This is a genomic window from Burkholderia sp. MBR-1, from assembly GCF_013822785.1.
Classification (GTDB): domain Bacteria; phylum Pseudomonadota; class Gammaproteobacteria; order Burkholderiales; family Burkholderiaceae; genus Burkholderia; species Burkholderia vietnamiensis.
In genome coordinates this window covers 1,519,428-1,542,556 of record NZ_CP053609.1, presented here as the reverse complement: position 1 = coordinate 1,542,556, position 23,129 = coordinate 1,519,428, and the positions used below count along the sequence as shown (strand labels likewise).

Sequence of the window (23,129 nt, the reverse complement as noted above, 5' to 3'; positions counted from 1 at the left end):
ACGCGCGTGCAGCCCGGCGGTTTCCACGATAAGCGTTCGAACTTACCCATCACTTACGCGGCCGTGCGCAGCACACACGTGCACTGCGTAGCGGACGGCCGCTTTACGCTGTTACAAACGCGACCCTACAATCCTAACTGAACTCGCCCCCCGGACTCCAGCTTGAATCGCTACGCCTTCTTCCTGATCCTGTCGATGCTGCTCGTCGGCAGCAACGTCGGTATCGGCAAATCCATCGTCGTGTTCGTTCCGGTCGCCATTCTCGCCACGCTGCGCTTCGTGATCGCGATCGCCGTGCTGTGGCCGCTGTTCAGCCCCGTGAAGATGCGCGCGGTGCGCCGCGCCGAATGGCTGAACCTGTTTCTGCAGGCATTCTTCGGCACCTTCATGTTCACGCTGCTGATGCTCAACGGCGTGCAGCGCACGAGCGCGGTCGCCGCCGGCGTGATCACCAGCACGATTCCCGCGATCGTCGCGCTGTTCGCCTGGCTGATCCTGCGCGAAAAACCGAACGGCCGTGCGCTCGTATCGATCGCGCTCGCCATCGCCGGCGTCGTGACGATCAACCTCGCGAACGGCAACTCCGGCAACGCAGGCAGCGCCTCCGCCGGCTCGCTCACCGGCAACCTGCTGATGCTCGGCGCGGTGTGCTGCGAATCGATCTACGTGATCCTGTCGCGTCGGCTCACGCAGACGCTCGCCCCGATCGACATCTGCGCCTACACGCACCTGTTCGGCCTGTTCCTGATGCTGCCGCTCGGCGCCGGCGCGCTGTGGCATTTCGATTATGCGAGCGTGCCGGCCGGCACGTGGGGGCTCGTCGTCTGGTACGGGCTGTCGGCCAGCATCTTCTCGTTCTGGCTGTGGATGAAGGGCATCCGCCACGTGCCGGGCAGCCTCGCGGGCGTGTTCAGCGCGGTGCTGCCGGTCGCGGCCGCCGCCTACGGGATCGCGTTCCTCGGCGAGCGCCCGACGCTCGCGCACGGCGTCGCGCTCGCATGCGTCGTCACCGGAATCGTGCTCGCGAGCCTGCGCGTGAAGCGCGCGCCGAGCGCCGCGGCCTGATCCGTCCCCGCCCCGTCGGCGCGTCGCTGCAGCCGCGCCGGCCAACGCGTTACAATAGCGCGCCGTTTCATCGCGTTTCATCGTTACCCCCGATACCTGCGCCCCGCGCCCGCACCGCCACCATGTCCGCCCCGCATTCGCCCGGCCCCGGCCGCCGCTCGCTGCGCCCGCTGCCCGCGCTGATCTTCATGAGCCGCTGGCTCCAGGTTCCGCTTTATCTGGGTCTGATCGTCGCGCAGGGCATCTATGTGTTCCTGTTCCTGAAGGAAGTCTGGCACCTGCTGTCGCACGCGAGCGGCCTCGACGAGGTCACCGTGATGCTCGCGGTGCTCGGCCTGATCGACGTGGTGATGATCTCGAACCTGCTGATCATGGTGATCGTCGGCGGCTACGAAACGTTCGTGTCGCGCCTGGGCATCGAAGGCCATCCCGACGAGCCCGAGTGGCTCGACCACGTGAACGCCGGCGTGCTGAAGGTCAAGCTGTCGATGGCGCTGATCAGCATCTCGTCGATCCACCTGCTGAAGACCTTCATCAATCCCGATCAGCACACGACGCACGCGATCATGTGGCAGGTACTCATCCACCTGTCGTTCCTGGTGTCGGCGCTCGTGATGGCGTGGGTCGACCGCCTGACGACGCACACGCACCCGGCCCATTTCCACGAGGCGCACGCGTCAGCGGCGTCCCGACCGGCGGCCTGACGGCCGCCCATGCATTCCCCACTGTCCCACAGAGTCTCAGCCATGACCGTCATCAAACAGGAAGACCTGATCCAGAGCATCGCGGATTCGCTGCAGTACATCAGCTACTACCACCCGCTCGACTACATCCAGGCGCTCGGCCGCGCGTACGAGCTCGAGCAGAGCCCGGCCGCGAAGGACGCGATCGCGCAGATCCTCACGAACAGCCGCATGTGCGCGGAAGGCAAGCGCCCGATCTGCCAGGACACCGGCATCGTGACGGTCTTCGTGAAGGTCGGCATGGACGTGCGCTGGGACGGCGCGACGATGAGCGTCACCGACATGATCAACGAAGGCGTGCGCCGCGGTTACACGCACCCGGACAACGTGCTGCGCGCGTCGATCGTCAATCCGCCTGAAGGCGCCCGCAAGAACACCAAGGACAACACGCCGGCCGTGATCCACTACGAGATCGTGCCGGGCGACAAAGTCGACGTGCAGGTGGCGGCGAAGGGCGGCGGCTCGGAGAACAAGTCGAAGTTCGTGATGCTGAACCCGTCCGATTCGATCGTCGACTGGGTGCTGAAGACGGTCCCGACGATGGGCGCGGGCTGGTGCCCGCCGGGCATGCTCGGGATCGGCATCGGCGGCACCGCCGAAAAGGCGATGCTGATGGCGAAGGAATCGCTGATGGAGCCGATCGACATCCAGGAAATCATCGCGCGCGGCCCGAAGGACTGGATCGAGGAACTGCGTGTCGAGCTGCACGAGAAGGTCAACGCCCTCGGCATCGGCGCACAGGGCCTCGGCGGCCTGGCGACCGTGCTCGACGTGAAGATCATGGCCGCGCCGACGCACGCGGCGTCGAAGCCGGTCGCCCTGATCCCGAACTGCGCGGCGACGCGCCACGCGCACTTCGTGCTCGACGGCTCGGGCGCGGCGAAGCTCGAAGCGCCGTCGCTCGACGCATGGCCGAAGGTCCAGTGGGAACCGAACACCGAGACGAGCAAGCGCGTCGACCTGAACACGCTGACGCCGGAAGAAGTCGCGAGCTGGACGCCGGGCCAGACGCTGCTGCTGTCGGGCAAGATGCTCACGGGCCGCGACGCCGCGCACAAGCGCATCGCCGACATGCTCGCGAAGGGCGAGAAGCTGCCGGTCGACTTCACCAACCGCGTGATCTATTACGTCGGTCCGGTCGATCCGGTGCGTGACGAAGTGGTCGGCCCGGCCGGCCCGACGACGGCCACGCGGATGGACAAGTTCACCGAGATGATGCTCGCGCAGACGGGCCTGATCTCGATGGTCGGCAAGGCGGAACGCGGCCCGGTCGCGATCGACGCGATCAAGAAGCACAAGGCCGCGTACCTGATGGCGGTCGGCGGCGCGGCATACCTGGTGTCGAAGGCGATCCGCGGCGCGAAGGTGCTCGCATTCGAAGACCTCGGCATGGAAGCGATCTACGAGTTCGACGTGCAGGACATGCCGGTGACGGTGGCGGTCGATTCGTCGGGCACGTCGGTGCACCAGACCGGTCCGAAGGAATGGCAGGCGAAGATCGGCAAGATCCCGGTCGCAACCGCTTAAGCGGCGCGAACCCGCTTGCGCACAAGGCCGGACGCAAGTCCGGCCTTTTTACTTGTCGTGGCCGACATCGGCCGCGGCACGCGCGCGACGGCCGCCGCGCATCGCGCGCAATGGCCAGCCGCGGCCAGGCTTCGACGCTTGGCTTTTCCCGTTCGAGCGATTATCGTTCGGTTTCTGAAGCCCCACCGATCAAGGAACAGCCATGCAAGGCGACAAGAAAGTCATCGAATATCTGAACGCCCAACTGAAGAACGAACTCACCGCGATCAACCAGTACTTCCTGCATGCGCGCATGTACAAGCACTGGGGCCTCGAAAAACTCGGCAAGCACGAATACGACGAATCGATCGGCGAAATGAAGCACGCCGACTGGCTGATCGAGCGCGTGTTCATGCTCGACGGCCTGCCGAATCTGCAGGACCTGCACAAGCTGCTGGTCGGCGAGGAAACCGAAGAGATCCTGAAGTGCGACCTGAAGCTCGAGCAGATCTCGCAGGCGACGTGCAAGGAGGCGATCGCCTACTGCGAATCGGTGCGTGATTACGTATCGCGCGAGATCTTCGAAAAGATCCTCGACGACACCGAAGAGCATATCGACTGGCTCGAAACGCAGATCGACCTGATCGGCAAGGTCGGCCTGCAGAACTATCAGCAGACGATGATGGGCTCGCCGGAGTAACCGGCACGCTCGCCAGGATCGCCCGCTTCGCCCGCGCATGACGACGAACCGTTCCACCGCTTCCGCAGCCCGCCCCACCGCGCCGATCGGCATCTTCGATTCGGGGCTCGGCGGGCTGTCGGTGCTGCGCGCCGTGCGCGCGCAGCTGCCCGGCGAATCGTTCGTCTACGTCGCCGACTCGCGCCATGCGCCGTACGGCCCGCGCGACGAGGCGTTCATCACGGAGCGCACGCTGGCGATCTGCGAATGGCTCGCGCGCGACGGAGCGAAAGCGCTCGTCGTCGCATGCAATACAGCCACGGCACGCGCGATCGCGGCCGTCCGCGAACGGCTGTCGATCCCGCTCGTCGGCGTCGAGCCGGGCATCAAGCCGGCCGCCGCGGTGTCCGCGACCGGCGTCGCCGGCGTGCTTGCCACCCAATCGACGCTGAACAGCCCGCGCTTTCAGGCGCTGCTCGATCGCTACGGCGCCGGCCGACGCTTCATCTGCCAGCCGGGCCACGGGCTCGTCGAGGCGATCGAGCGCGGCGACACGAACTCCCCCGCCTTGCGCGCGTTGCTCGAACGCTACCTGCAACCGATGATCGACGCGGGCGCCGACACGCTCGTGCTCGGCTGCACGCATTACCCGTTCTTCACGGCGGCGATTCGCGACCTCGTCGGCGATCGCCTGACGATCGTCGACACGAGCGACGCGATCGCGCGGCAACTCGCCCGCGTGCTCGACGAGCGCGGGCTGCGCGCGCCGGCCGGCGCGCCTGCCGCGCCGCCACGCTTCTGCTCGACCAGCGACGGCGTGCAATTGCGCGCACTGGCGTCGACGCTGCTTGGCCTCGACGTGCCCGTCGAGACCGTCACCATTGCGTCACCGAACGCGCGCGACTGCGCGACCGTTTGACGCACCCGCGGCTGTCCGTCGGTTTCCGCTTCCTGCCTGCTTCCCGCCTCCTGCTGCCTACGCACGCCGCCACGCCGCGCGTTTGAGGGGTCCGATGGTCTTAAAAAAAGCCCGCACCGCCCTTGTCAACCCGCATAAATTTAATGATAATAATTCGCATTACCGTTAGCTATCGCAACTCATCATGATCGTCTGCGTGTGCAAGTCCGTCTCCGATCGCAAGATCCGCGCGTCCCTCGCCGAGGGCGTGAGCTCTTTCGATGAACTCCAGTTCGAACTCGGCGTGGCCACGTGCTGCGGCAAGTGCGAGGAGTCCGTACGCGACCTGATGGCCGAGCAAGGCGTCTGTGCGAGCCGGTGCGGTGTCGAACACCACGCTCACCCGATCCCGGTGACGTTCTACGATCGCAAGGCCGCCTGAGCGGCGCCGGTATGCGCATGCGGCCGCGGCCGCATTTTTTGTTTCGACCGTCAGCCAGCCACCGTCCGTGCGAGCCAGCGGCTTACCTGCGAAGGAGCCTGTGATGGAATTGCTGATCGGATTCGTGACTACCGTGTGCATCTCGCTGCTGATCTTCCGCAAATGATGCCGCCCCGCCCGCCGCGCTCAGGGTGCGACATCGTTCTTTCAAGCTAACATGCAGGCTTCGCAATCCGCTCCTGCCGGCATCATGCCGGCTGCATCACGTATGAATCCCCGGGTCATCACCGTCGCGATCGGTGTGCTCGCCGCACACGCGCTCATGCTGACGGCCGCGTGGCTCCATCGCAGCGCGCCACCGCCGAAATCCGTCGAAGTCCAGTCGATCACCGCGCAGCTCATCCCGCCGGAGCCGATCGCACAGCAGGTCGCCGCCGAATCGATCGCGCAGCCCGCGCCGCCGAAGCCCGTGCCGCGCGTGAAGCCGAAGGCCGAACCGAAGCCCGTGCAGAAGGCGGCGAAGCCGACGCCGCAGCCGCTCGCACCGTCGCCCGCGCCGTCGCCGACGCCTGCCCCGGCAGCCGACCCGACGCCCGCACCGGCAGCGCCCGCGGCCGTGGCACCGGCGGCACCGGCCGCGACGCCGGCTCCCGCCCGCGAAACGATGCAGGTCAGCGCGCCGAAGAACGTGGCGGCGCTACAGTGCAACTTCGTGAAGCCCGACTATCCGTCGATGTCGCGTCGTCGCGGCGAAGCGGGTACCGCCTATGTTCATTTCGTGGTCGGCGTGACCGGCAAGATCGAAAGCGTCGAACTGCAGAAGAGCAGCGGCTATCCGCGCCTCGACGATGCCGCCCTCGACGCGATGCGCGCGACGACCTGCCGCCCCTACATCGAGAACGGGCAGGCGATCCGCGCCGCCCGCACACAGCCCTACAACTTCGGGCTCACCGACTAACCTGCCTTATCCGGAAGATTCAAAGGAAACAAAAATGCAAAGCTACGGTATCGCGCACGTCTGGGCGCAAGGTGATTTCGTCACACGCGCCATCGCGATCACGCTGCTCGTGATGTCGGTCCTGTCGTGGATCGTGATCGTCGTCAAGGGCTGGAACGTGATTCGCCTGAACCGGCTGACGAAGAATGCCGAGCAGGCGTTCTGGCATTCGGACGACTTCGACGACGGCATCAAGAAGCTCGGTCTCACCGCATCGACGCCGGGCGACAACCCGTTCCTCGCGCTCGCGCTGTCGGGCAAGGAAGCGGCCGACCACCACCATCAGACGCAGCCGCACCTGCACGACCGCATGGACGTGTCGGACTGGGTCACGCGCTGCCTGAAGGACACGATGGACGAAGGCATTTCGCGGATGCAGGCCGGCCTCGCGATTCTCGCGTCGATCGGCAGCACGGCGCCGTTCGTCGGCCTGTTCGGCACGGTGTGGGGCATCTATCACGCGCTGCTCGCGATCGGCGCGACCGGCCAGACGTCGATCGACCAGGTCGCGGGCCCGGTCGGCGAATCGCTGATCATGACGGCCTTCGGCCTGTTCGTCGCGATTCCGGCGGTGCTCGGCTACAACGCGCTGACGCGCGCGAACAAGGGTATCGCCAGCAAGCTGCGCCGCTTCGCACACGGGCTGCACGCGTACTTCGTGACGGGCGCGCGCCTCGCCTCGTCGTCGCCGCGCGACGGCCTGCGCCTCGCGACGCGCGCAAGCTGAGACGAGGTCGACCATGGCAATGAACACCGGCTTCAGCGACGACGACGACGATGGCGTGATGAGCGAGATCAACATGACGCCGCTCGTCGACGTGATGCTCGTTCTGCTGATCATTTTCCTCGTGACGATCCCGGCCATGCAGCACGCGGTGAAGATCGACCTGCCGCACGCGAGCAGCCAGCCCGTCGACGAAAAGCCGCAGACGGTCGACGTCGCGATCCAGGGCAACGGCACGATCCTGTGGAACGACCAGACGGTCACGCGCGAGCAATTGCAGGCGCATATCGCGGAAGCGGCGAAGCATCAGCCGCAGCCGGAGCTGCATCTGCGCGCCGATCGCAAGGTGGCCTACGAACGGGTGGCCGAAGTGATGTCCGATGCGCAGGCCGGCGGCCTGACGAAACTCGGCTTCGTGACGGTGCCGGCCGCCAAAGCGAAGTGACGCGGCGCGCGCGGGCCGGCACGCGCGCCCGTACCTGACTGGTCCGCCACAAAGTAAAAGGCCTTCATCGCCAGATGAAGGCCTTTTTTCATGCGCACGCGGGCGCCTTCGGGCGGCGGGCTCTTCGGCGGTATCGGTTACGCCTCGAGCAACGCAAATGCGGCTACCGTGGTCTGCACGGACTGCGCTTCTCTGCCCTATCTGGCTCGCAACATATGCGGCCACCGGATTCCGCTCAGAACCTCCTTCGCGAAATGGGATTTCAATATAGGCCGGCCCGCGCACGCATTCAAGAACCCGCCGATTGAACTTTGCGATTGCAGCCCGCGCTTCAATGACAAAACAAATTTGCCGGCGCGCGGCGCGCTGGCTTCACTGGGCCGTAACGGCGGCGGCCGCCGCTGCCGCTTCCTGCTTCGCACGTTCGGGGCAACCGGGCTGCTTGTATTCGCCGTGGTCGAGCTTCTCCACCAGGTAGTCGACGAAAGCGCGCACCGCCGGCGGCATGCCCTGCCGCGACACGAACACCGCATAGAGTTGCGGCACCGGCAGCGTCCAGCCCGGCATCACCGGCGACAGCTGCCCGGCGCGCAACGCATTGCCGTACATCATCTCGGGCAACGCCGCGATGCCGAGGCCGTCGAGCACGGCCTCGCGGATCGTCATCAGGTCGGCCGTGACGAGCCGCGGGTCGTGTTCGTGCAGGTGGCGCGTGCCGTCCGGCGCGATCAGCGTGAACACGTGCCGCCCGTCCACGCTCGGCGTATCGAGCGTCTCGAAGCGCGCGAGATCGGCCGGCACGAGCGGCGGCGCGTGCTGGCTGAGCAGGCTCGGCGCGCCGACCAGCATCTGCTCGGTGCGCCACAACGGCCGCACGACGATATTCGCGTTCTGCGGCGGCTCCGAGCGCACGCGCAACGCGACGTCGATCGAATCCTCGAACAGGTCGATCACGCGATTCGTCACGCGGATGTGCACCTTCACCTCCGGATAGCGGTGCAGGAATTCGGGGAGGATGCGCGACAGCATCGTCTGCGACAGCGTGACGGGCACGCTCACGCGCACCGACCCGCGCGGCGACGCGCGCAGTTGCTGCACCGCGTTCATCGCCGCCTGCGCTTCGGCCAGCATGGCCTGACAATGCTGGTAGAACAGCTCGCCGGCCTCGGTCAGCGCGAGCTTGCGCGTCGAACGCTGCAGCAGCCGCACGCCGAGCGCGGCCTCGAGTTCCGTCAGCCGTCGCGACAGGCGCGATTTGGAGATACCGAGCACGCGTTCCGCGGCCGAGAAGCCGCCATGCTCGACGACCTGCGAGAAGTACATGAGGTCGTTCAGGTTGTGTGCATCGATGTTCATGTCATCGTTCCAATTTCAGAACAATCCATTGCGGAGCACCGCAAATCGGACCGGAAAACGCCCAATATAATAGCGCCATGTTTCAAAAATAACGCTATTCCGATATCACCGAGGGCTACTGCATGACGACCGCTCGTTCGCTCGACCGCACCTACCCCGCGCTTCGCACGACCGAAGGCGGCGGCTTCGTGGTCCACCGCCCGTTCCCGACGCGCCTGCTGATGGATTTCGATCCGTTCCTCTTGCTCGACGAGATGGGGCCCGTCGACTACGCGCCCGGCGAGGCCAAGGGCGCGCCCGACCATCCGCATCGCGGCTTCGAAACCGTCACGTACGTGCTCGACGGGCGCTTTCGCCACCGCGATTCGGCCGGCCATGCCGGCACGCTCGGGCCCGGCGACGTGCAGTGGATGACCGCCGGCGCCGGCGTCGTCCACAGCGAAATGCCGGACCCCGCGTTCGCGCAGACGGGCGGGCGCTCGCACGGCTTCCAGCTGTGGGTCAATCTGCCACGGCGCGACAAGCTGATCGCGCCGCGCTACCAGGAAATCGCCGCAGATCGCATTCCGCGCGCGAAGTCGCCGGACGGTCGTGTGGAAGTGCGCGTGATCGCCGGCGAAGCGCTCGGCGTGCGCGCGGCGATCGAAACGCGCACGCCGATCCTGTATCAGCATTTCACGCTGCAACCGGGCGCCACCGTCGCGCAGCCGGTGCCGGCAGGCTATCGCGTGTTCGCCTATGCGCTCGAAGGCACGGGCCGCTACGGCCCCGAGCGGCGGCCGGTCGAGGCGCGGCACATGATCGTCTACGGCGACGACGGCGACGCGGTCACATTCGAGGCCGGCGACACGCCGCTCGAGCTGCTGCTGATCGGCGGCGTCCCGCTCAACGAGCCGATCGTGCGCTACGGCCCGTTCGTGATGAACACCGAAGAAGAGATCCGCCAGGCCGTCGTCGATTACCAGACGGGCCGGATGGGCACGATTCACGCGTGACGCCGCGCGACGGGCCGCAGGCGCCGCGAAGCGATTCGTTTTGCGTCACAATAACTTCTTGAACCACGTGGCCGCCGGCCACCAGAAGGAACCCGTCCCCTTGAACTTCGAACATCTGATCCAGATCAACTCCGACGATCCGGCCGTGCCGTCCCTGACCCGCGACCAGTTGTGGGAAGGCCTCGTGCTGCGTGCCGAACAGCCGCAGCTGTTCGTGATCGGCCTCGACAGCTGTGTCGTCCACGAGCGCACGGAAACCACGCTGGAGCGCGAACTGCACTACGGCCACGCGACCGTGCGCGACCGCGTGACGTTCACGCCGTATCAGCAGGTGCGCTACGACATCCATGCGGCCACCGGCGAAATCGGCGGCTCGCTGACGATGACGATCGAAGAACGCGACGATCGCGAGTTATTCCTGCGTTTCGAATACCGGACGACGCTGACCGTCTCCGACGACAGCGAGGAAGCGCGTCAGACGCACGGCATCGTGAAGGAAGCGTATCGCACGTCGGATATCGACACCGTGCGCCTGATCCGCGAGTACGCGCAGGGCCGCAAGGCGCCCGACCCGCTTCACTGATTCACCGGCTCATCGAGCGCGGCGGCCTGCGGGCCGCCTCTTTGGCTTTGTCTATCGAGCGACCCTTCCCGATCGCGAAAGAGTTCTTTTCAATGGGAATGATTATCATTTAGAATTCATTCCATCGTATCGACAGTCACCGATCAACCGAATGACCGACACCATGCGCCCGACCACGCTGACCTTGCGCCGAACCACTGGCGCCGCAAGCGGCAACCGTCCGAAGACGGCAGCGGTCACGACGTCCGCGAAGCCTGCGGCAAGCCGCGACAGCGGCACGCGCACGCTGAACAGCGACGCGCTGCTGCAAGGCCACAGCCACATCAGCATCGCGCATAACGGTGAGACGTATCAGCTTCGCGCCACGCGGCTCGGCAAGTTGATCCTGACGAAGTAGCAACCGGGTATTGTGGGGACCACCTCCCTGAGAGGTGTTGGGCATTAGCCAGCGCAACGGCTTGCACGCGAGATCTAGACCCCTTCGTGCAAACCTACTCAAGCAGCCGTTGCAGCAAGCCAAGCCACTTTTTTGGTTCTCGCACAGGCAACAAAAAAGCGACACGTCGAAGGACGTGTCGCTTTTCATTTGTGCGCCAGAGAAAACGCAGGCGAATGGGCAATGCCGGCTACTGCGCCGCGATGCGCCCCCGTTACTATCTTCACGCCCCGATAATCGGGGCTATGGCCAGCCAGGCCCGGCATGATTCTCGCCCCCAGTCGCAGTCATGATCCGGGGGGTGTTGTCACCGGGCCTGGTGGGTGGCTGGTGATCGCTGATAGGGGTTTGGCCGGGATATCCCGACGCCGTCCGTAACGTGGATGCCGAGACTTGCCACCGTTGTTGCAGGCCAATCCGTTCACTCTGCATAAACTTCGATGCAAGACACTCAACAACGTGACGCCGTCGATGTCTTTGTCGGCGTCGATGTCGGTAAGGGCCACCATCACGCCGTGGCACTCGATCGGAACGGTAAGCGCCTGTACAACAAGGCACTGCCCAACGATGAGGCCAAGCTGCGCGCCCTCATCGCCGAACTCAAGACTCACGGTCGACTGCTGTTCGTCGTCGATCAGCCTTCCACCATCGGTGCGCTTCCTGTAGCCGTCGCCCGCGCCGAAGGCGTACTCGTCGCCTATCTGCCCGGACTGGCCATGCGCCGCATCGCTGATTTGCACGCCGGCGAAGCCAAGACCGATGCCCGCGACGCCGCGATCATCGCCGCAGCCGCTCGCTCGATGCCGCATACGCTGCGCTCGCTTCGACTGGCCGACGAGCAACTCGCCGAACTCACCATGCTCTGCGGCTTCGATGACGACCTCGCCGCTCAGGTCACGCAAACCAGCAACCGCATTCGCGGGCTGCTTACCCAGATCCATCCGGCGCTCGAGCGTGTTCTCGGACCGCGCCTTGACCATCCAGCGGTACTCGATCTGCTTGAGCGCTATCCGTCGCCCGCCGCGCTTGCCGGCACCAGCGAGAAGACGCTCGCCAATCGCCTGACCAAGCTCGCTCCGCGCATGGGCAAAGGCTTAGCGGCCGAAATCGTTCAGGCACTGAGCGAACAAGCCGTGACCGTGCCCGGCACGCAAGCCGCCACCATCGTCATGCCCCGTTTAGCCCAGCAGCTTGCGGCATTGCGTAAGCAACGCGACGAGATCGCTGCCGAAGTGGAGCGATTGGTGCTTGCTCACCCTCTTTGGCTGGTCCTGACCAGCATGCCGGGAGTCGGCGTCAGGACCGCCGCCAGACTCCTGACCGAGGTCGCTCATAAGGCGTTCGCTTCGGCGGCGCATCTGGCGGCCTACGCCGGCCTCGCGCCGGTTACCCGACGCTCAGGTTCATCGATACGCGGTGAACATCCATCCAGACGCGGCAACAAGGTGCTCAAGCGCGCCTTATTCCTATCCGCCTTCGCGGCCTTGCGGGACCCAGTCTCACGGGCCTATTACTCGCGCAAGATCCAGCAAGGCAAGCGTCATAACCAAGCGCTCATCGCGCTCGCGCGGCGACGCTGCGACGTTCTGTTCGCCATGCTGCGCGACGGCACCATTTACCAACCCAAGTCAGTCCCTAACGCTTGACGAAACACATAGGGGCACCCCCCCGCCGCGACGTGCTCTCGAGACGCATCGCAGACTACACCGCGACGACGCCGTCAACGCCGCATCAGAATCCCCAGAACATCAGCCACCACGCGCTATCGACCACCGCGAGGCCGACCGCGAACCACGCGAACGCGGCCACGCGGCGCAGCCCTTGCGCATAGCGCCCCGTGACCTTCCATGCGAGCCACGCGCTCCACGTGTTCGCGGCCACCAGGATCGCGATGCGCACGTCGGCCGCCCAGTCGAGCGGCACGTGTTCGGCCCGCAGCAGCGACAGCGTCGTCGCCGACAGGCCGAGAAACACGCCGGCTCCGGCGATCGGGATCAGCGCCTGCGCGAGATGATGCAGACGCACGCGGTCGAAACGGCCGAGCATCAGCGTCGCGCCGGCCAGCAGCAGGAGCAGCGCGGTGCCGTACACGAGCCCCGTGCCGACGATGTAGCTGACGATCAGCCCGCCGTCGAGCCACGAGAACACGTCGTTGCGATCCGGATAGTGCGTGAGCAGGAACCACGGTGCATTGGTCTCGAGCGGCCACGTGATGTCGCGATCGATCAGCCAGCCGGCGAGCCATTGCTTGATCTGCACGAACCACGGGCTGACGGTCCAGTGGAACGCGCCGATCGCGACGCCGAGCAGGCCGTACAGGATCAGCGCCGTATCCCACGGGTTCGCCTGCTGCGCGCCGAGGTTCACGACTTCGTCAGACGGCGCGCGCCACGACAGCGCGATCGCATCGCGATGGCCGCTGCAGCGGCCGCACATATGGCACCCGGCGGCGCCCTTCATGTTGCGCAGCGGCACCAGCGGCGCGCAGTTGATCGGAATCACGCGATGCCCGTGTTCGCCGTTCCGGTACGAACGGCGCCACGCATCCTCGTCGACCTTGTAGCGCATCGGCGCGAGCCGCGACAGCAAACCGAACACGCCGTTCACCGGACACAGGTACTTGCACCACACGCGCTTTTCGCGGCCGTACAGCAGGCCGATCACCATCGCGCCGACGGTCGAGCCGCCGAGCACGAACAGCACCGCGAGCGGGTACTGGTAGACGCTGACCATCTGCCCGTAGATGGTCGTGAGCCCGAACGCGACGAACGGCCAGCCGCCCCACCGCATCCAGCGCGGAATCGCGCGGCCGCGGCCGAACTTGCTCGCATATTCGGTCAACGCGCCTTCGGGGCACAGCACGCCGCACCAGACGCGGCCGAGCATCACCATCGACAGCAGCACGAACGGCCACCAGATGCCCCAGAATACGAACTGCGCGATCAGCGTGAGGTTGTTCCACAGATGCGCGGAGTCGTCCGGCAACGGCAGCACGGCCGGCACGATGATCAGGAACGCATAGACGGCGACGACGACCCACTGGATGCCGCGGATCACCGCGCCGTGGCGCTGCATCCACTGGCCGACCTGCGCGAGGCGGCCCGGCTTCGCTGCGGCGACCACACTCATGCTGCGCGACCCGCGGGAACGGCCGGGCGACGGCTCGCGCGCTTCATCAGCAGCCACACCACGGCCCAGTACACCGCATAGGCGATCAGGTTGGTCAGCGCCGGATGCGCGCGATAGCCGGTCAGCGTCGCCACCAGCGAGCCGAACGTGCCCGAATCGTCGAGAATCGCCGACGTATCCCACAGCTGCGAGATGCCGAGCGGCAGGATCTCCTTGTCGATCAGCTTGTCGACCCCGGTCTGGAACAGGCCGGCGCCGAGGAACAGCAGCATCACTTCGGTGACGCGGAAGAAATGCCGCCACGAGAAGTACTTGCCGCCGAGTTGCAGCAGATAGAACGTGAGGAACGCGAGGCCGAGGCCGATCAGCACCGCGAGCATCTGGCTGCCGTCCACATGCCCCGACTGACCGAAGCCGAGCCCGTACAGGAAAATCACCGTCTCGCTGCCTTCGCGCGCGATCGCGAGTGCGACCAGCACCGCGACGCCCCACCAGTTCGAGTCGCGCGTACTGCGCTGCAACGATTGCTCCATGTCGCGCTTGAGCGTGCGGCCGTGCCGGCGCATCCACAGCACCATCTGCACGATCAGCACGCACGCGATCAGCACCATCGCGGTCTGGAAGTAATCCTGCGCGTCGCCGGACAGCACTTCGGTGAAGCCGACGAGCGCGGCGCCGAGACCGACCGCCATCAGCAGCCCGACGGCAACGCCCGCCCACAGAAACGGCAGGCCGCGGCGCGCGTCGTCGTCGCCGTTCTTCAGCCACGCATAGAGGATGCCGACGACGAGCAGCGCTTCGACGCTCTCTCGCCACACGATGAACAAGATCTGACCCATTGAATCCTCCTGACGCGCGGGCCACGCACTCGCATGCCCGCAATCAGATAAAACGCATTACTTCGCGACGATCACGCCCTGCGCCTGCTGGTGGAAATCGTCGAAAAACTTGTACTCGCCCGGCGACAGCGGCGCGACCACCACGAACGAATCGGCGCCCGGCGCGAGCACCTTCTCCTTGCGCAACTGCACGCTCTCGAATTCGGCGGCGCCCTTGCCCGTATTGCGGATCTCGATCTTGAAGCGCTGGCCGGCCGGCACTTCGATGCGGGCCGGGTTGAGCTTGCCGTCCGTCATCTCGAGCTTGAAGGTCGGCAGATCTGCGGCATGCGCGGCGCCGGCGAGCCACAGCGCGGCGGCTGCGGCGGCGATTTTCTGGGGAAATTTCATTCTGGGTTCTCTACGTCGACGGCGCGCGGGCGCGCCGTCCGTGATGCCACCGGTCAATACCCGCCCTTCTTGCCGATGCCGGCGAACGGGAAGTCGTATTCGAGCGTGATCGGCTTGAACCACGCGCCCACGCCCGTTTCCTTGTCGACGTGACGGCCGAACGCCATGTGGCCGGACTGCATCGGCGGCTTGACGATCATCGTCAGGTGATACTTGCCGGGGCCGGCCAGCTTCACGTTGTCGCCGTAGTGCGGGCCGTCGCTCGCGACCATGCCCATCAGGTCGCCTTCGGCCTTCCACTTCGCGTCGCCCTGCTTCGTCAGCTTGTACGTGACCTGCAGGTACGGCATCCAGTCGCCTTCCGCGAAGCCGGTCGGGTTGTTCTTGACCGCGTGAATGTCGGCCTCGAGGTGGATGTCGGAATCCGATGCCTTGCGCATCATCCCTTCCGGATCCATCGTGATCGGCTGCAGATACACCGCGCCGATTTCCATGCCGCCCTGGATCTGCTGCTTGCCGATCGGGTACTCGGCCGCCGAGGCCGACATCGCGGCAAGCGCCGCCGCTACCGCAACCGACGTGCGGATGAACGAAGAACCCAACATGGACACTCCTTGTTATTTGCCTGGTACGCGGCGGGCCGTCCTCCCGGAGGGTCCGCCAGGAACACTAACGCAATGAAGAACGTTAATGCGAACTATTCTCAATACATGCGGAGTTTAGCACCGAACCGGCTTCGGAACAAACGAGACACCGCGTAAACCCCTGATCCGACAAGGCTTACAACGGTGTTACCAACAGGTTTCGGTGCATTTCAGAGACGTCAGGAAGAAGAATTTACCGGCCCGCGCCATTCACGTGATCGCCCACGTTCGCGCCGAACACCCGCTCGCGCAGCAGCGCGAGCTGGTCGCGGGTCGCCGCGGCCTTTTCGAATTCGAGGTTCTTCGCGTAGTCGGCCATCTGCTTTTCGAGCCGCTTGATTTCCTTCGCGAGCTGCTTTTCCGACATGTCCTCGAACTTCGCGCGCTGTTGCGCTTCCTTCAGCTCCGCGCGTGCGTCGTCGGCGTTGTACACGCCGTCGATGATGTCCTTGATGCGCTTCACGACGCCGCGCGGCGTGATGCCCATCTTCTCGTTGTGCGCGATCTGCTTCGCGCGACGCCGCTCGGTTTCGCCGATCGCGCGCTTCATCGACTCGGTCATGTTGTCGGCATAGAGGATCGCCTTGCCGTTCACGTTGCGCGCCGCGCGGCCGATCGTCTGGATCAGCGAGCGCTCCGCGCGCAGGAAGCCTTCCTTGTCCGCGTCGAGGATCGCGACCAGCGACACTTCCGGAATGTCGAGCCCCTCGCGCAGCAGGTTGATGCCGACCAGCACGTCGAACGTGCCGAGGCGCAGGTCGCGGATGATCTCGACGCGCTCGACCGTATCGATGTCGCTGTGCAGGTAGCGCACCTTCACGCCGTGATCGGCGAGGAATTCGGTCAGCTGCTCGGCCATCCGCTTGGTCAGCACGGTGATCAGCACGCGTTCGCCGGCGCTCACGCGCGCGTTGATCTCGGTGAGCACGTCGTCGACCTGCGAGCTTGCCGGACGCACTTCGATCTCCGGATCGACGAGCCCGGTCGGGCGCACGACCTGTTCGGCGATCTGGCCCGTCACGCGCTGCTCGTAATCGGCCGGCGTCGCGGATACGAACACCACCTGGCGCATCTTGCGCTCGAACTCGGGGAACTTGAGCGGCCGGTTGTCGAGCGCCGACGGCAGCCGGAAGCCGTAGTTGACGAGGTTTTCCTTGCGCGCCCGGTCGCCGTTGTACATGCCGTTCAGCTGGCCGATCAGCACGTGCGATTCGTCGAGCAGCATCAGCGCGTCGGGCGGCAGGTAATCGACGAGCGTCGGCGGCGGCTCGCCGGGCGCCGCGCCGGAAAAGTGCCGCGAGTAGTTCTCGATGCCCTTGCAGAAGCCCAGCTCCTGCAGCATCTCGAGGTCGAAGCGCGTGCGCTGCTCGAGCCGCTGCGCCTCGACGAGCTTGCCTTCGCGGTGGAAGAACTCGAGGCGCTCGCGCAATTCGTCCTTGATCGTCTCGATCGCGCGCATCACGGTGTCGCGCGGCGTCACGTAGTGCGACGACGGATACACGGTGAAACGCGGAATCTTCTGCCGCACGCGGCCGGTCAGCGGATCGAACAGTTGCAGCGTCTCGACCTCGTCGTCGAACAGCTCGACGCGCACGGCCATCTCCGCATGTTCGGCCGGGAAGATGTCGATCGTGTCGCCGCGCACGCGGAACGTGCCGCGCTGGAAGTCCTGCTCGTTGCGCGAGTACTGCATCGCGATCAGCCGCGCGATCACGTCGCGCTGGCCGAGCTTGTCGCCGGTGCGCAGCGTCAGGATCATCTGGTGATATTCGGACGGGTTGCCGATACCGTAGATCGCCGACACCGTCGCGACGATCACCACGTCGCGGCGCTCCATCAGGCTCTTGGTCGCCGACAGCCGCATCTGCTCGATGTGCTCGTTGATCGACGAGTCCTTTTCGATGAACAGGTCGCGCTGCGGCACGTACGCTTCCGGCTGGTAATAGTCGTAGTACGACACGAAGTACTCGACGGCGTTGCGCGGGAAGAATTCGCGGAATTCGGCGTAGAGCTGCGCCGCGAGCGTCTTGTTCGGCGCGAACACGATCGCCGGGCGGCCGAGCCGCGCGATCGTGTTGGCCATCGTGAAGGTCTTGCCCGAGCCGGTCACGCCGAGCAGCGTCTGGAACGAAAGCCCGTCGTGAACGCCTTCCACGAGCGTCTCGATCGCGGTCGGCTGGTCGCCCGCGGGCGGATACGGCTGGTACAGCTGGAACGGCGACCCTTCGAAGGTCACGAATTTCGATTCGTCGAGTGCGTCGCCGACTGCGGCGTGATGTTCGGACATGGAGTGCGGCCGGAGCGTGGGCAAAAAAACATTCTAGCGCTTCGCGGCGCCGCGGGCCGCTGACGGCTCCTGACGAGCGGGGTCGCGCCAACCGGGTCCGAAATCGCGATACGCGGTGCAATCGCCGCCGTGGCCAGCGTGAATTCGCTACAATATCGGGCTGCTGCGCTTTCCGGCGCCGTGCCGCAGGCGCGCGGTCCGCCGCGCCTGCCCCGCCGGCTGAAAGCCCGACCCTCTTTTCACTACTGCCGAATCATCATGTCGCTCTTCTCCGCTGTCCAGCTTGCTCCCCGCGACCCGATCCTGGGCCTGAACGAAGCCTTCAACGCCGATACGCGTCCGACCAAGGTCAACCTCGGCGTCGGTGTGTACACGAACGAAGAAGGCAAGATTCCGCTGCTGCGCGCGGTTCGCGAAGCGGAGAAGGCGCGTGTCGACGCGGGCCTGCCGCGCGGTTACCTGCCGATCGACGGGATCGCCGCGTACGACGCCGCCGTGCAGAAGCTGCTGCTCGGCAACGATTCGCCGCTGATCGCCGCAGGCCGCGTGGTCACCGCGCAGGCGCTGGGCGGCACGGGCGCGCTGAAGATCGGCGCCGATTTCCTGCGCACCGTGAACCCGAACGTGAAGGTCGCGATCAGCGATCCGAGCTGGGAAAACCACCGCGCGCTGTTCGAAGCGGCCGGCTTCGAAGTCGTCGCATATCCGTACTACGACGCGGCGACCCACGGCGTGAACTTCGAAGCGATGCTGGCGGCGCTCAACGGCTATGCGGCCGGCACGATCGTCGTGCTGCATGCGTGCTGCCACAACCCGACCGGCGTGGATCTGACCGAAGCGCAATGGCAGCAGGTCGTCGACGTCGTCAAGGCGCGCAACCTCGTGCCGTTCCTCGACATCGCGTATCAAGGCTTCGGCGACGGCATCGACGCCGATGCGGCTGCCGTGCGCCTGTTCGCAGCCGCCGACCTGAACGCGTTCGTGTCGTCGTCGTTCTCGAAGTCGTTCTCGCTGTACGGCGAGCGCGTCGGCGCGCTGTCGATCATCACGTCGAGCAAGGAAGAAGCGACGCGCGTGCTGTCGCAGCTCAAGCGCGTGATCCGCACCAACTACTCGAACCCGCCGACCCATGGCGGCGCCGTCGTCGCAGCGGTGCTCGCATCGCCGGAACTGCATGCATCGTGGGTGCAGGAACTGGGCGAAATGCGCGACCGCATCCGCGCGATGCGCAACGGCCTCGTCGAGCGCCTGAAGGCGAGCGGCGTCGAGCGCGACTTCAGCTTCATCAACGCGCAACGCGGGATGTTCTCGTATTCGGGGCTGACGTCGGCGCAAGTCGATCGTCTGCGCGAAGAATTCGGCATCTACGCGGTCGGCACCGGCCGGATCTGCGTGGCTGCGCTGAATACGCGCAACCTCGACGCGGTCGCGAACGCCATCGCCGCGGTGCTGAAGTAAGTCGGCGGCGGCAAGGCGGCCGTCATCGCCGCCTGCTGCCGACTGCGCCGAAACGCAAAACGCGCTCCATGGAGCGCGTTTTTTGTGCCGTTGCATATGCGCTGCGCGCGAGAGCGCCGCTACGGCCCGCGCCGTGGCGGCCGCCACGTCACTGCATGAACCAGCCGTGACTGACGACGAACGACTGGCCGGTGAGCGCGGCGCTCGGGAATGCCGACAGGAACAGCACCGTCTGCGCGACGTCCTGCACCGTCGTGAACACGCCGTCCACCGTGTTGCCGAGCATCACCTTCTTCACCACTTCTTCCTCGCTGATGCCGAGCTCCTTCGCCTGCTCCGGGATCTGCTTGTCGACCAGCGGCGTGCGCACGAAGCCCGGACACACCACATGCGAGCGCACGTTGTGCTTCGCGCCTTCCTTGGCCAGCACGCGCGCGAGCCCCAGCAGCCCATGCTTGGCCGTCACGTATGCCGACTTCAGCGGCGACGCCTCGTGCGAGTGCACCGAGCCCATGTAGATCACGACGCCGCCGCGGTCGTCCTTGTACATGTGCTTGAGCGCAGCCTTGGTCGTGAGGAACGCGCCGTCGACGTGAATCGCCTGCATCTTCTTCCAGTCTGCGAACGAGTAGTTCTCGATCGGGTTGACGATCTGGATGCCCGCGTTCGACACCAGGATGTCGACCGAGCCGAACGTCTCGGCGACCTTGTCGATGCCGCTGTTCACCGCGTCCTCGCTGGTGACGTCCATCGCGACGCCGATCGCCTTGCCGCCGGCCTTGTTGATCTCGTCGGCCACCGCGTTCGCGCCGTCCTGGTTCAGGTCGGCGATCGCGACGGCCGCGCCGGCCTTCGCCAGCTCCAGCGCGATTTCCTTGCCGATGCCGCTCGCGGCGCCCGTGACGACTGCGGTCTTGCCATTCAGGTCTGCTGCCATGTCCGTCTCCTTACGTTACCCGTTCGAAAAATCGCGCGCCGCAGCAGCAGCCGTCATAGCCTGTCCGTGCGGGCGAGCCAGCCGCTATTGTGCACGATCGGTCCCGCCGTTCGCGCGCAAAACGCCTAAGCTTAAGGTCGGTTACGACTCGCGGAGGTTGGTATGCACTATCGACGGCTCGGCCGCTCCGGCCTGCAGATCAGCGAACTGTCGCTCGGCTCGTGGGTGACCTACGGCAATCAGGTGGATCAGCGGGCGGCCCGCGAATGTCTCGCAGCGGCGCGCGATGCCGGCGTCAATTTCTTCGACAACGCGGAAGTTTATGCGGGTGGGAAATCCGAGGAGATCATGGGCCAGGCGCTCAAGTCGCTCGGCTGGCCGCGCGTCAGTTACCTCGTGTCGACGAAGTTCTTCTGGGGCCTCGCGGAAGCGCCGAATCAGTACCACACGCTGAACCGCAAGTACCTGCTGAATGCGATCGACGGCTCGCTGCGGCGGCTGCAGCTCGACTACGTCGATCTCGTCTACTGCCATCGGCCGGACCCGAACACGCCGATCGAGGAGACCGTCTGGGCGATGAGCGACATGATCGTGCGCGGCAAGGCGCTGTATTGGGGCACCTCCGAATGGAATGCCGACGACATCCGCGCCGCGTATGAAATCGCCGAGCGCCATCATCTGCACAAGCCGGTGGTCGAGCAACCGCAATACAACCTGTTTCATCGCACGCGGGTCGAGCAGGAATATGGGCGGCTCTACGACGACTGCGGGCTCGGGCTGACGACCTGGAGCCCGCTGGCATCGGGCCTGCTCACCGGCAAGTACCGCAACGGCGTGCCGCCGGGCAGCCGCGCCGAGCTGCACGGCTACGACTGGCTGCGCGAGCGGCTCACGGACCGCGCTCGCAACGAGGTGGTCGAGCGGCTCGGCGACATCGCGGCGGAACTCGGATGCAGCACCGCGCAGCTGGCGATTGCATGGGTGCTCGCGAATCCGCGCGTGAGCTCGGTCATTACGGGGGCGTCGCGGCTCGAGCAAATCGGCGACAACATGCGCGCCGTCGAGGTCGCGACGAAGCTCACGCCGGAGCTCAAGCAACGCATCGACGACGTCGTCGGCGACGCATACGAGTAAGGCGACTCACGTGCAGTCGCGTACAATACGCGGCCGCATCGGCGCGCGACCCGACCGTCGCGCGCGACCGCACGCTTTCATCGATTCATCTCTCGTTCCAGGCAGCTCGTCATGCTCAGCTATCGTCACGGTTTTCACGCAGGCAACCACGCGGACGTGCTCAAGCACACCGTCGTCGTCCAGCTGCTGCGCTATCTGAACAAGAAGGACAAGTCGTACTGGTACGTCGACACCCATGCCGGCGCCGGCGTGTATTCGCTGCGCGACGGCTATGCGGCCAAGACGGGGGAATTCGACACCGGCATCGGCCCGCTGTGGAACGACAAGGGCGTACCGGAGGCGCTGAGCGACTACATCGACGAAGTGCGCGCACTGAACGCCGACGGCGAACTGCACTACTACCCCGGCTCGCCGTATCTCGCGTGGCGACTGATGCGCGACCAGGACCGGATGCGCCTGTTCGAAATGCACACGACGGAGATCGACGTGTTGCGTCACAACTTCCGCGATGCGGGGCGTCGCGCGATGATCTTCGCCGGCGACGGTTTCGAGGGCATCAAGGCGCTGCTGCCGCCGCCGCCGCGACGGGCGCTCGTGTTGATCGATCCGTCCTACGAGGACAAGAAGGACTACGCGCGCACCATCAGCTGCGTGACGGAATGCCTGAAGCGCTTCGCGACCGGTTGTTACGCGATCTGGTACCCGCAGGTTGCGAGAATGGAGTCGCAGCGTTTTCCGGAACAGCTCAAGCGTCTGCAGCCGAACAATTGGCTGCATTTGACGTTGACGGTGTCGAACCCGCCCGCGGACGGACTCGGCCTGTACGGCAGCGGGATGTTCATCCTGAATCCGCCGTACACGCTCGCGCAAAGCATGAAAGAAGTGCTGCCGTATCTCGTCGAACGCCTGGGACAGGACAGTGGCGCGCGGTATCAGATCGAACACCGCGGCAATTGAACGCGTGGGCCGCCCTCAGGGCTGCGGTCTCGGCGCCGGGCGCGGCTGATTCGCCGGCCCGACGTTCCAGCCGGGCACGTTGATATAGGGCGCAACGAATAGCGGCACCGACGAATTCGCGCCTTGTCCTGCCGGCGCGCGTATGCCGGCGGGCTCGACGATCGGCTCCGACGACAGCGGCGCCGTTTGCAGCACCAGGCCACCCTTGCCATCGACGATTCCGCGTTGCGTGTCGAGAATCAACGCCTGGGATGCAGACGAAGCGGCGGCGCCGGCGGCCACCGCATGGATGAGCACCGCAGCGCCCAGACCGAGACGCGCGCGGGAAGCAAGGTGACGCACATCAGGATGCCAGCGCATGATCGTTTTTCCGGTGAAAAGCAGGTCCATACCATAGCGCCCCGCTGACGATTCCGCCAGATCCGCGGCGCAAAAAAGACAAAGCCCCGTCAATACGGGGCTTGCTTTTCATTCGGCGCCACGCG

General features: G+C 65.6%; 24 protein-coding genes. 16 read left to right on the top strand and 8 right to left on the bottom strand.

What is annotated here, in order from left to right; translation table 11 throughout:
* The first annotated feature begins 162 nt into the window (after nt 1-162).
* The 9 genes from MBR110_RS07115 (at nt 163) to MBR110_RS07075 (ending at nt 7,499) form a co-directional block, all read left to right on the top strand.
* Nucleotides 163-1,065 (top strand): DMT family transporter, encoded by a 903-nt coding sequence (locus MBR110_RS07115; RefSeq protein ID WP_011885481.1) that lies wholly within the window; start codon nt 163-165, stop codon nt 1,063-1,065.
* A gap of 122 nt (nt 1,066-1,187) precedes the next feature.
* Nucleotides 1,188-1,769, top strand: coding sequence for a TIGR00645 family protein (locus tag MBR110_RS07110; RefSeq protein ID WP_011885482.1), 582 nt, complete (start codon nt 1,188-1,190; stop codon nt 1,767-1,769).
* Between the two features lie 42 nt (nt 1,770-1,811).
* Entirely contained in the window at nt 1,812-3,335 is a 1,524-nt protein-coding gene (locus tag MBR110_RS07105) for a fumarate hydratase (protein ID WP_034194836.1), read from the top strand.
* A 202-nt stretch (nt 3,336-3,537) separates the two neighbouring features.
* Nucleotides 3,538-4,014, top strand: coding sequence for a bacterioferritin (gene bfr / locus MBR110_RS07100; RefSeq protein ID WP_011885484.1), 477 nt, complete (start codon nt 3,538-3,540; stop codon nt 4,012-4,014).
* A gap of 37 nt (nt 4,015-4,051) precedes the next feature.
* The gene (gene murI, locus MBR110_RS07095; RefSeq protein WP_046428678.1) at nt 4,052-4,912 is read left to right on the top strand and encodes a glutamate racemase; all 861 of its coding nucleotides are present in this window, start codon (nt 4,052-4,054) and stop codon (nt 4,910-4,912) included.
* A gap of 184 nt (nt 4,913-5,096) precedes the next feature.
* Nucleotides 5,097-5,333 (top strand): (2Fe-2S)-binding protein, encoded by a 237-nt coding sequence (locus MBR110_RS07090; RefSeq protein WP_011885486.1) that lies wholly within the window; start codon nt 5,097-5,099, stop codon nt 5,331-5,333.
* Between the two features lie 217 nt (nt 5,334-5,550).
* A complete protein-coding gene (locus MBR110_RS07085) occupies nt 5,551-6,291 on the top strand; it encodes an energy transducer TonB (RefSeq protein WP_011885487.1) in 741 nt (246 codons plus the stop codon).
* Between the two features lie 34 nt (nt 6,292-6,325).
* Nucleotides 6,326-7,057: a MotA/TolQ/ExbB proton channel family protein gene (locus MBR110_RS07080; protein WP_011885488.1), complete on the top strand. Its 732-nt coding sequence runs from the start codon at nt 6,326-6,328 to the stop codon at nt 7,055-7,057.
* A 13-nt stretch (nt 7,058-7,070) separates the two neighbouring features.
* Entirely contained in the window at nt 7,071-7,499 is a 429-nt protein-coding gene (locus tag MBR110_RS07075) for an ExbD/TolR family protein (RefSeq protein ID WP_011885489.1), read from the top strand.
* A 372-nt stretch (nt 7,500-7,871) separates the two neighbouring features.
* Here MBR110_RS07075 and MBR110_RS07070 read toward each other — a convergent pair whose 3' ends face one another.
* Nucleotides 7,872-8,855, bottom strand: a complete 984-nt coding sequence (locus tag MBR110_RS07070; protein WP_014723335.1) for a LysR family transcriptional regulator — start codon at nt 8,853-8,855, stop codon at nt 7,872-7,874.
* A 122-nt stretch (nt 8,856-8,977) separates the two neighbouring features.
* Between MBR110_RS07070 and MBR110_RS07065 the strand changes: the two genes are divergently transcribed.
* From MBR110_RS07065 to MBR110_RS07050, 4 genes are all read left to right on the top strand, one after another.
* Nucleotides 8,978-9,850 (top strand): pirin family protein, encoded by an 873-nt coding sequence (locus tag MBR110_RS07065; RefSeq protein WP_059734553.1) that lies wholly within the window; start codon nt 8,978-8,980, stop codon nt 9,848-9,850.
* 100 nt (nt 9,851-9,950) lie between these two features.
* Nucleotides 9,951-10,433, top strand: a complete 483-nt coding sequence (locus MBR110_RS07060) for an SRPBCC family protein (RefSeq protein ID WP_059734554.1) — start codon at nt 9,951-9,953, stop codon at nt 10,431-10,433.
* A gap of 151 nt (nt 10,434-10,584) precedes the next feature.
* Nucleotides 10,585-10,830, top strand: coding sequence for a hemin uptake protein HemP (gene hemP / locus MBR110_RS07055; protein ID WP_011885493.1), 246 nt, complete (start codon nt 10,585-10,587; stop codon nt 10,828-10,830).
* A 479-nt stretch (nt 10,831-11,309) separates the two neighbouring features.
* Nucleotides 11,310-12,515, top strand: coding sequence for an IS110 family transposase (locus MBR110_RS07050; protein ID WP_181709234.1), 1,206 nt, complete (start codon nt 11,310-11,312; stop codon nt 12,513-12,515).
* A gap of 85 nt (nt 12,516-12,600) precedes the next feature.
* Here MBR110_RS07050 and MBR110_RS07045 read toward each other — a convergent pair whose 3' ends face one another.
* From MBR110_RS07045 to uvrB, 5 genes are all read right to left on the bottom strand, one after another.
* Entirely contained in the window at nt 12,601-13,998 is a 1,398-nt protein-coding gene (locus MBR110_RS07045; RefSeq protein ID WP_059696514.1) for a 4Fe-4S binding protein, read from the bottom strand.
* Nucleotides 13,995-14,837, bottom strand: coding sequence for an FTR1 family iron permease (locus MBR110_RS07040; protein WP_011885495.1), 843 nt, complete (start codon nt 14,835-14,837; stop codon nt 13,995-13,997). The genes MBR110_RS07045 and MBR110_RS07040 overlap by 4 nt, the downstream gene beginning before the upstream one ends.
* 57 nt (nt 14,838-14,894) lie before the next feature.
* Nucleotides 14,895-15,227 carry a cupredoxin domain-containing protein gene (locus MBR110_RS07035; protein WP_011885496.1) on the bottom strand — a complete coding sequence of 111 codons (333 nt, stop codon included), beginning with the start codon at nt 15,225-15,227 and terminating at the stop codon, nt 14,895-14,897.
* A 53-nt stretch (nt 15,228-15,280) separates the two neighbouring features.
* On the bottom strand, nt 15,281-15,832 hold the full coding sequence (locus tag MBR110_RS07030) for an iron transporter (protein ID WP_011885497.1): 552 nt from the start codon (nt 15,830-15,832) through the stop codon (nt 15,281-15,283).
* A gap of 232 nt (nt 15,833-16,064) precedes the next feature.
* Nucleotides 16,065-18,158: an excinuclease ABC subunit UvrB gene (gene uvrB, locus MBR110_RS07025; protein WP_011885498.1), complete on the bottom strand. Its 2,094-nt coding sequence runs from the start codon at nt 18,156-18,158 to the stop codon at nt 16,065-16,067.
* Nucleotides 18,159-18,416: 258 nt separating this feature from the next.
* Here uvrB and MBR110_RS07020 point away from each other — a divergent pair, with 258 nt between their 5' ends.
* Nucleotides 18,417-19,616, top strand: a complete 1,200-nt coding sequence (locus MBR110_RS07020) for an amino acid aminotransferase (protein WP_014723338.1) — start codon at nt 18,417-18,419, stop codon at nt 19,614-19,616.
* 148 nt (nt 19,617-19,764) lie between these two features.
* Here MBR110_RS07020 and MBR110_RS07015 read toward each other — a convergent pair whose 3' ends face one another.
* Nucleotides 19,765-20,553, bottom strand: a complete 789-nt coding sequence (locus tag MBR110_RS07015; RefSeq protein ID WP_011885500.1) for a 3-hydroxybutyrate dehydrogenase — start codon at nt 20,551-20,553, stop codon at nt 19,765-19,767.
* A gap of 162 nt (nt 20,554-20,715) precedes the next feature.
* Here MBR110_RS07015 and MBR110_RS07010 point away from each other — a divergent pair, with 162 nt between their 5' ends.
* A complete protein-coding gene (locus tag MBR110_RS07010; RefSeq protein ID WP_059462767.1) occupies nt 20,716-21,687 on the top strand; it encodes a potassium channel beta subunit family protein in 972 nt (323 codons plus the stop codon).
* A 111-nt stretch (nt 21,688-21,798) separates the two neighbouring features.
* Entirely contained in the window at nt 21,799-22,644 is an 846-nt protein-coding gene (locus MBR110_RS07005; protein WP_011885502.1) for a 23S rRNA (adenine(2030)-N(6))-methyltransferase RlmJ, read from the top strand.
* A gap of 15 nt (nt 22,645-22,659) precedes the next feature.
* Here the strand turns inward: MBR110_RS07005 and MBR110_RS07000 are convergent, their stop codons facing one another.
* On the bottom strand, nt 22,660-23,034 hold the full coding sequence (locus MBR110_RS07000) for a hypothetical protein (protein ID WP_011885503.1): 375 nt from the start codon (nt 23,032-23,034) through the stop codon (nt 22,660-22,662).
* Nucleotides 23,035-23,129 lie beyond the last annotated feature (95 nt).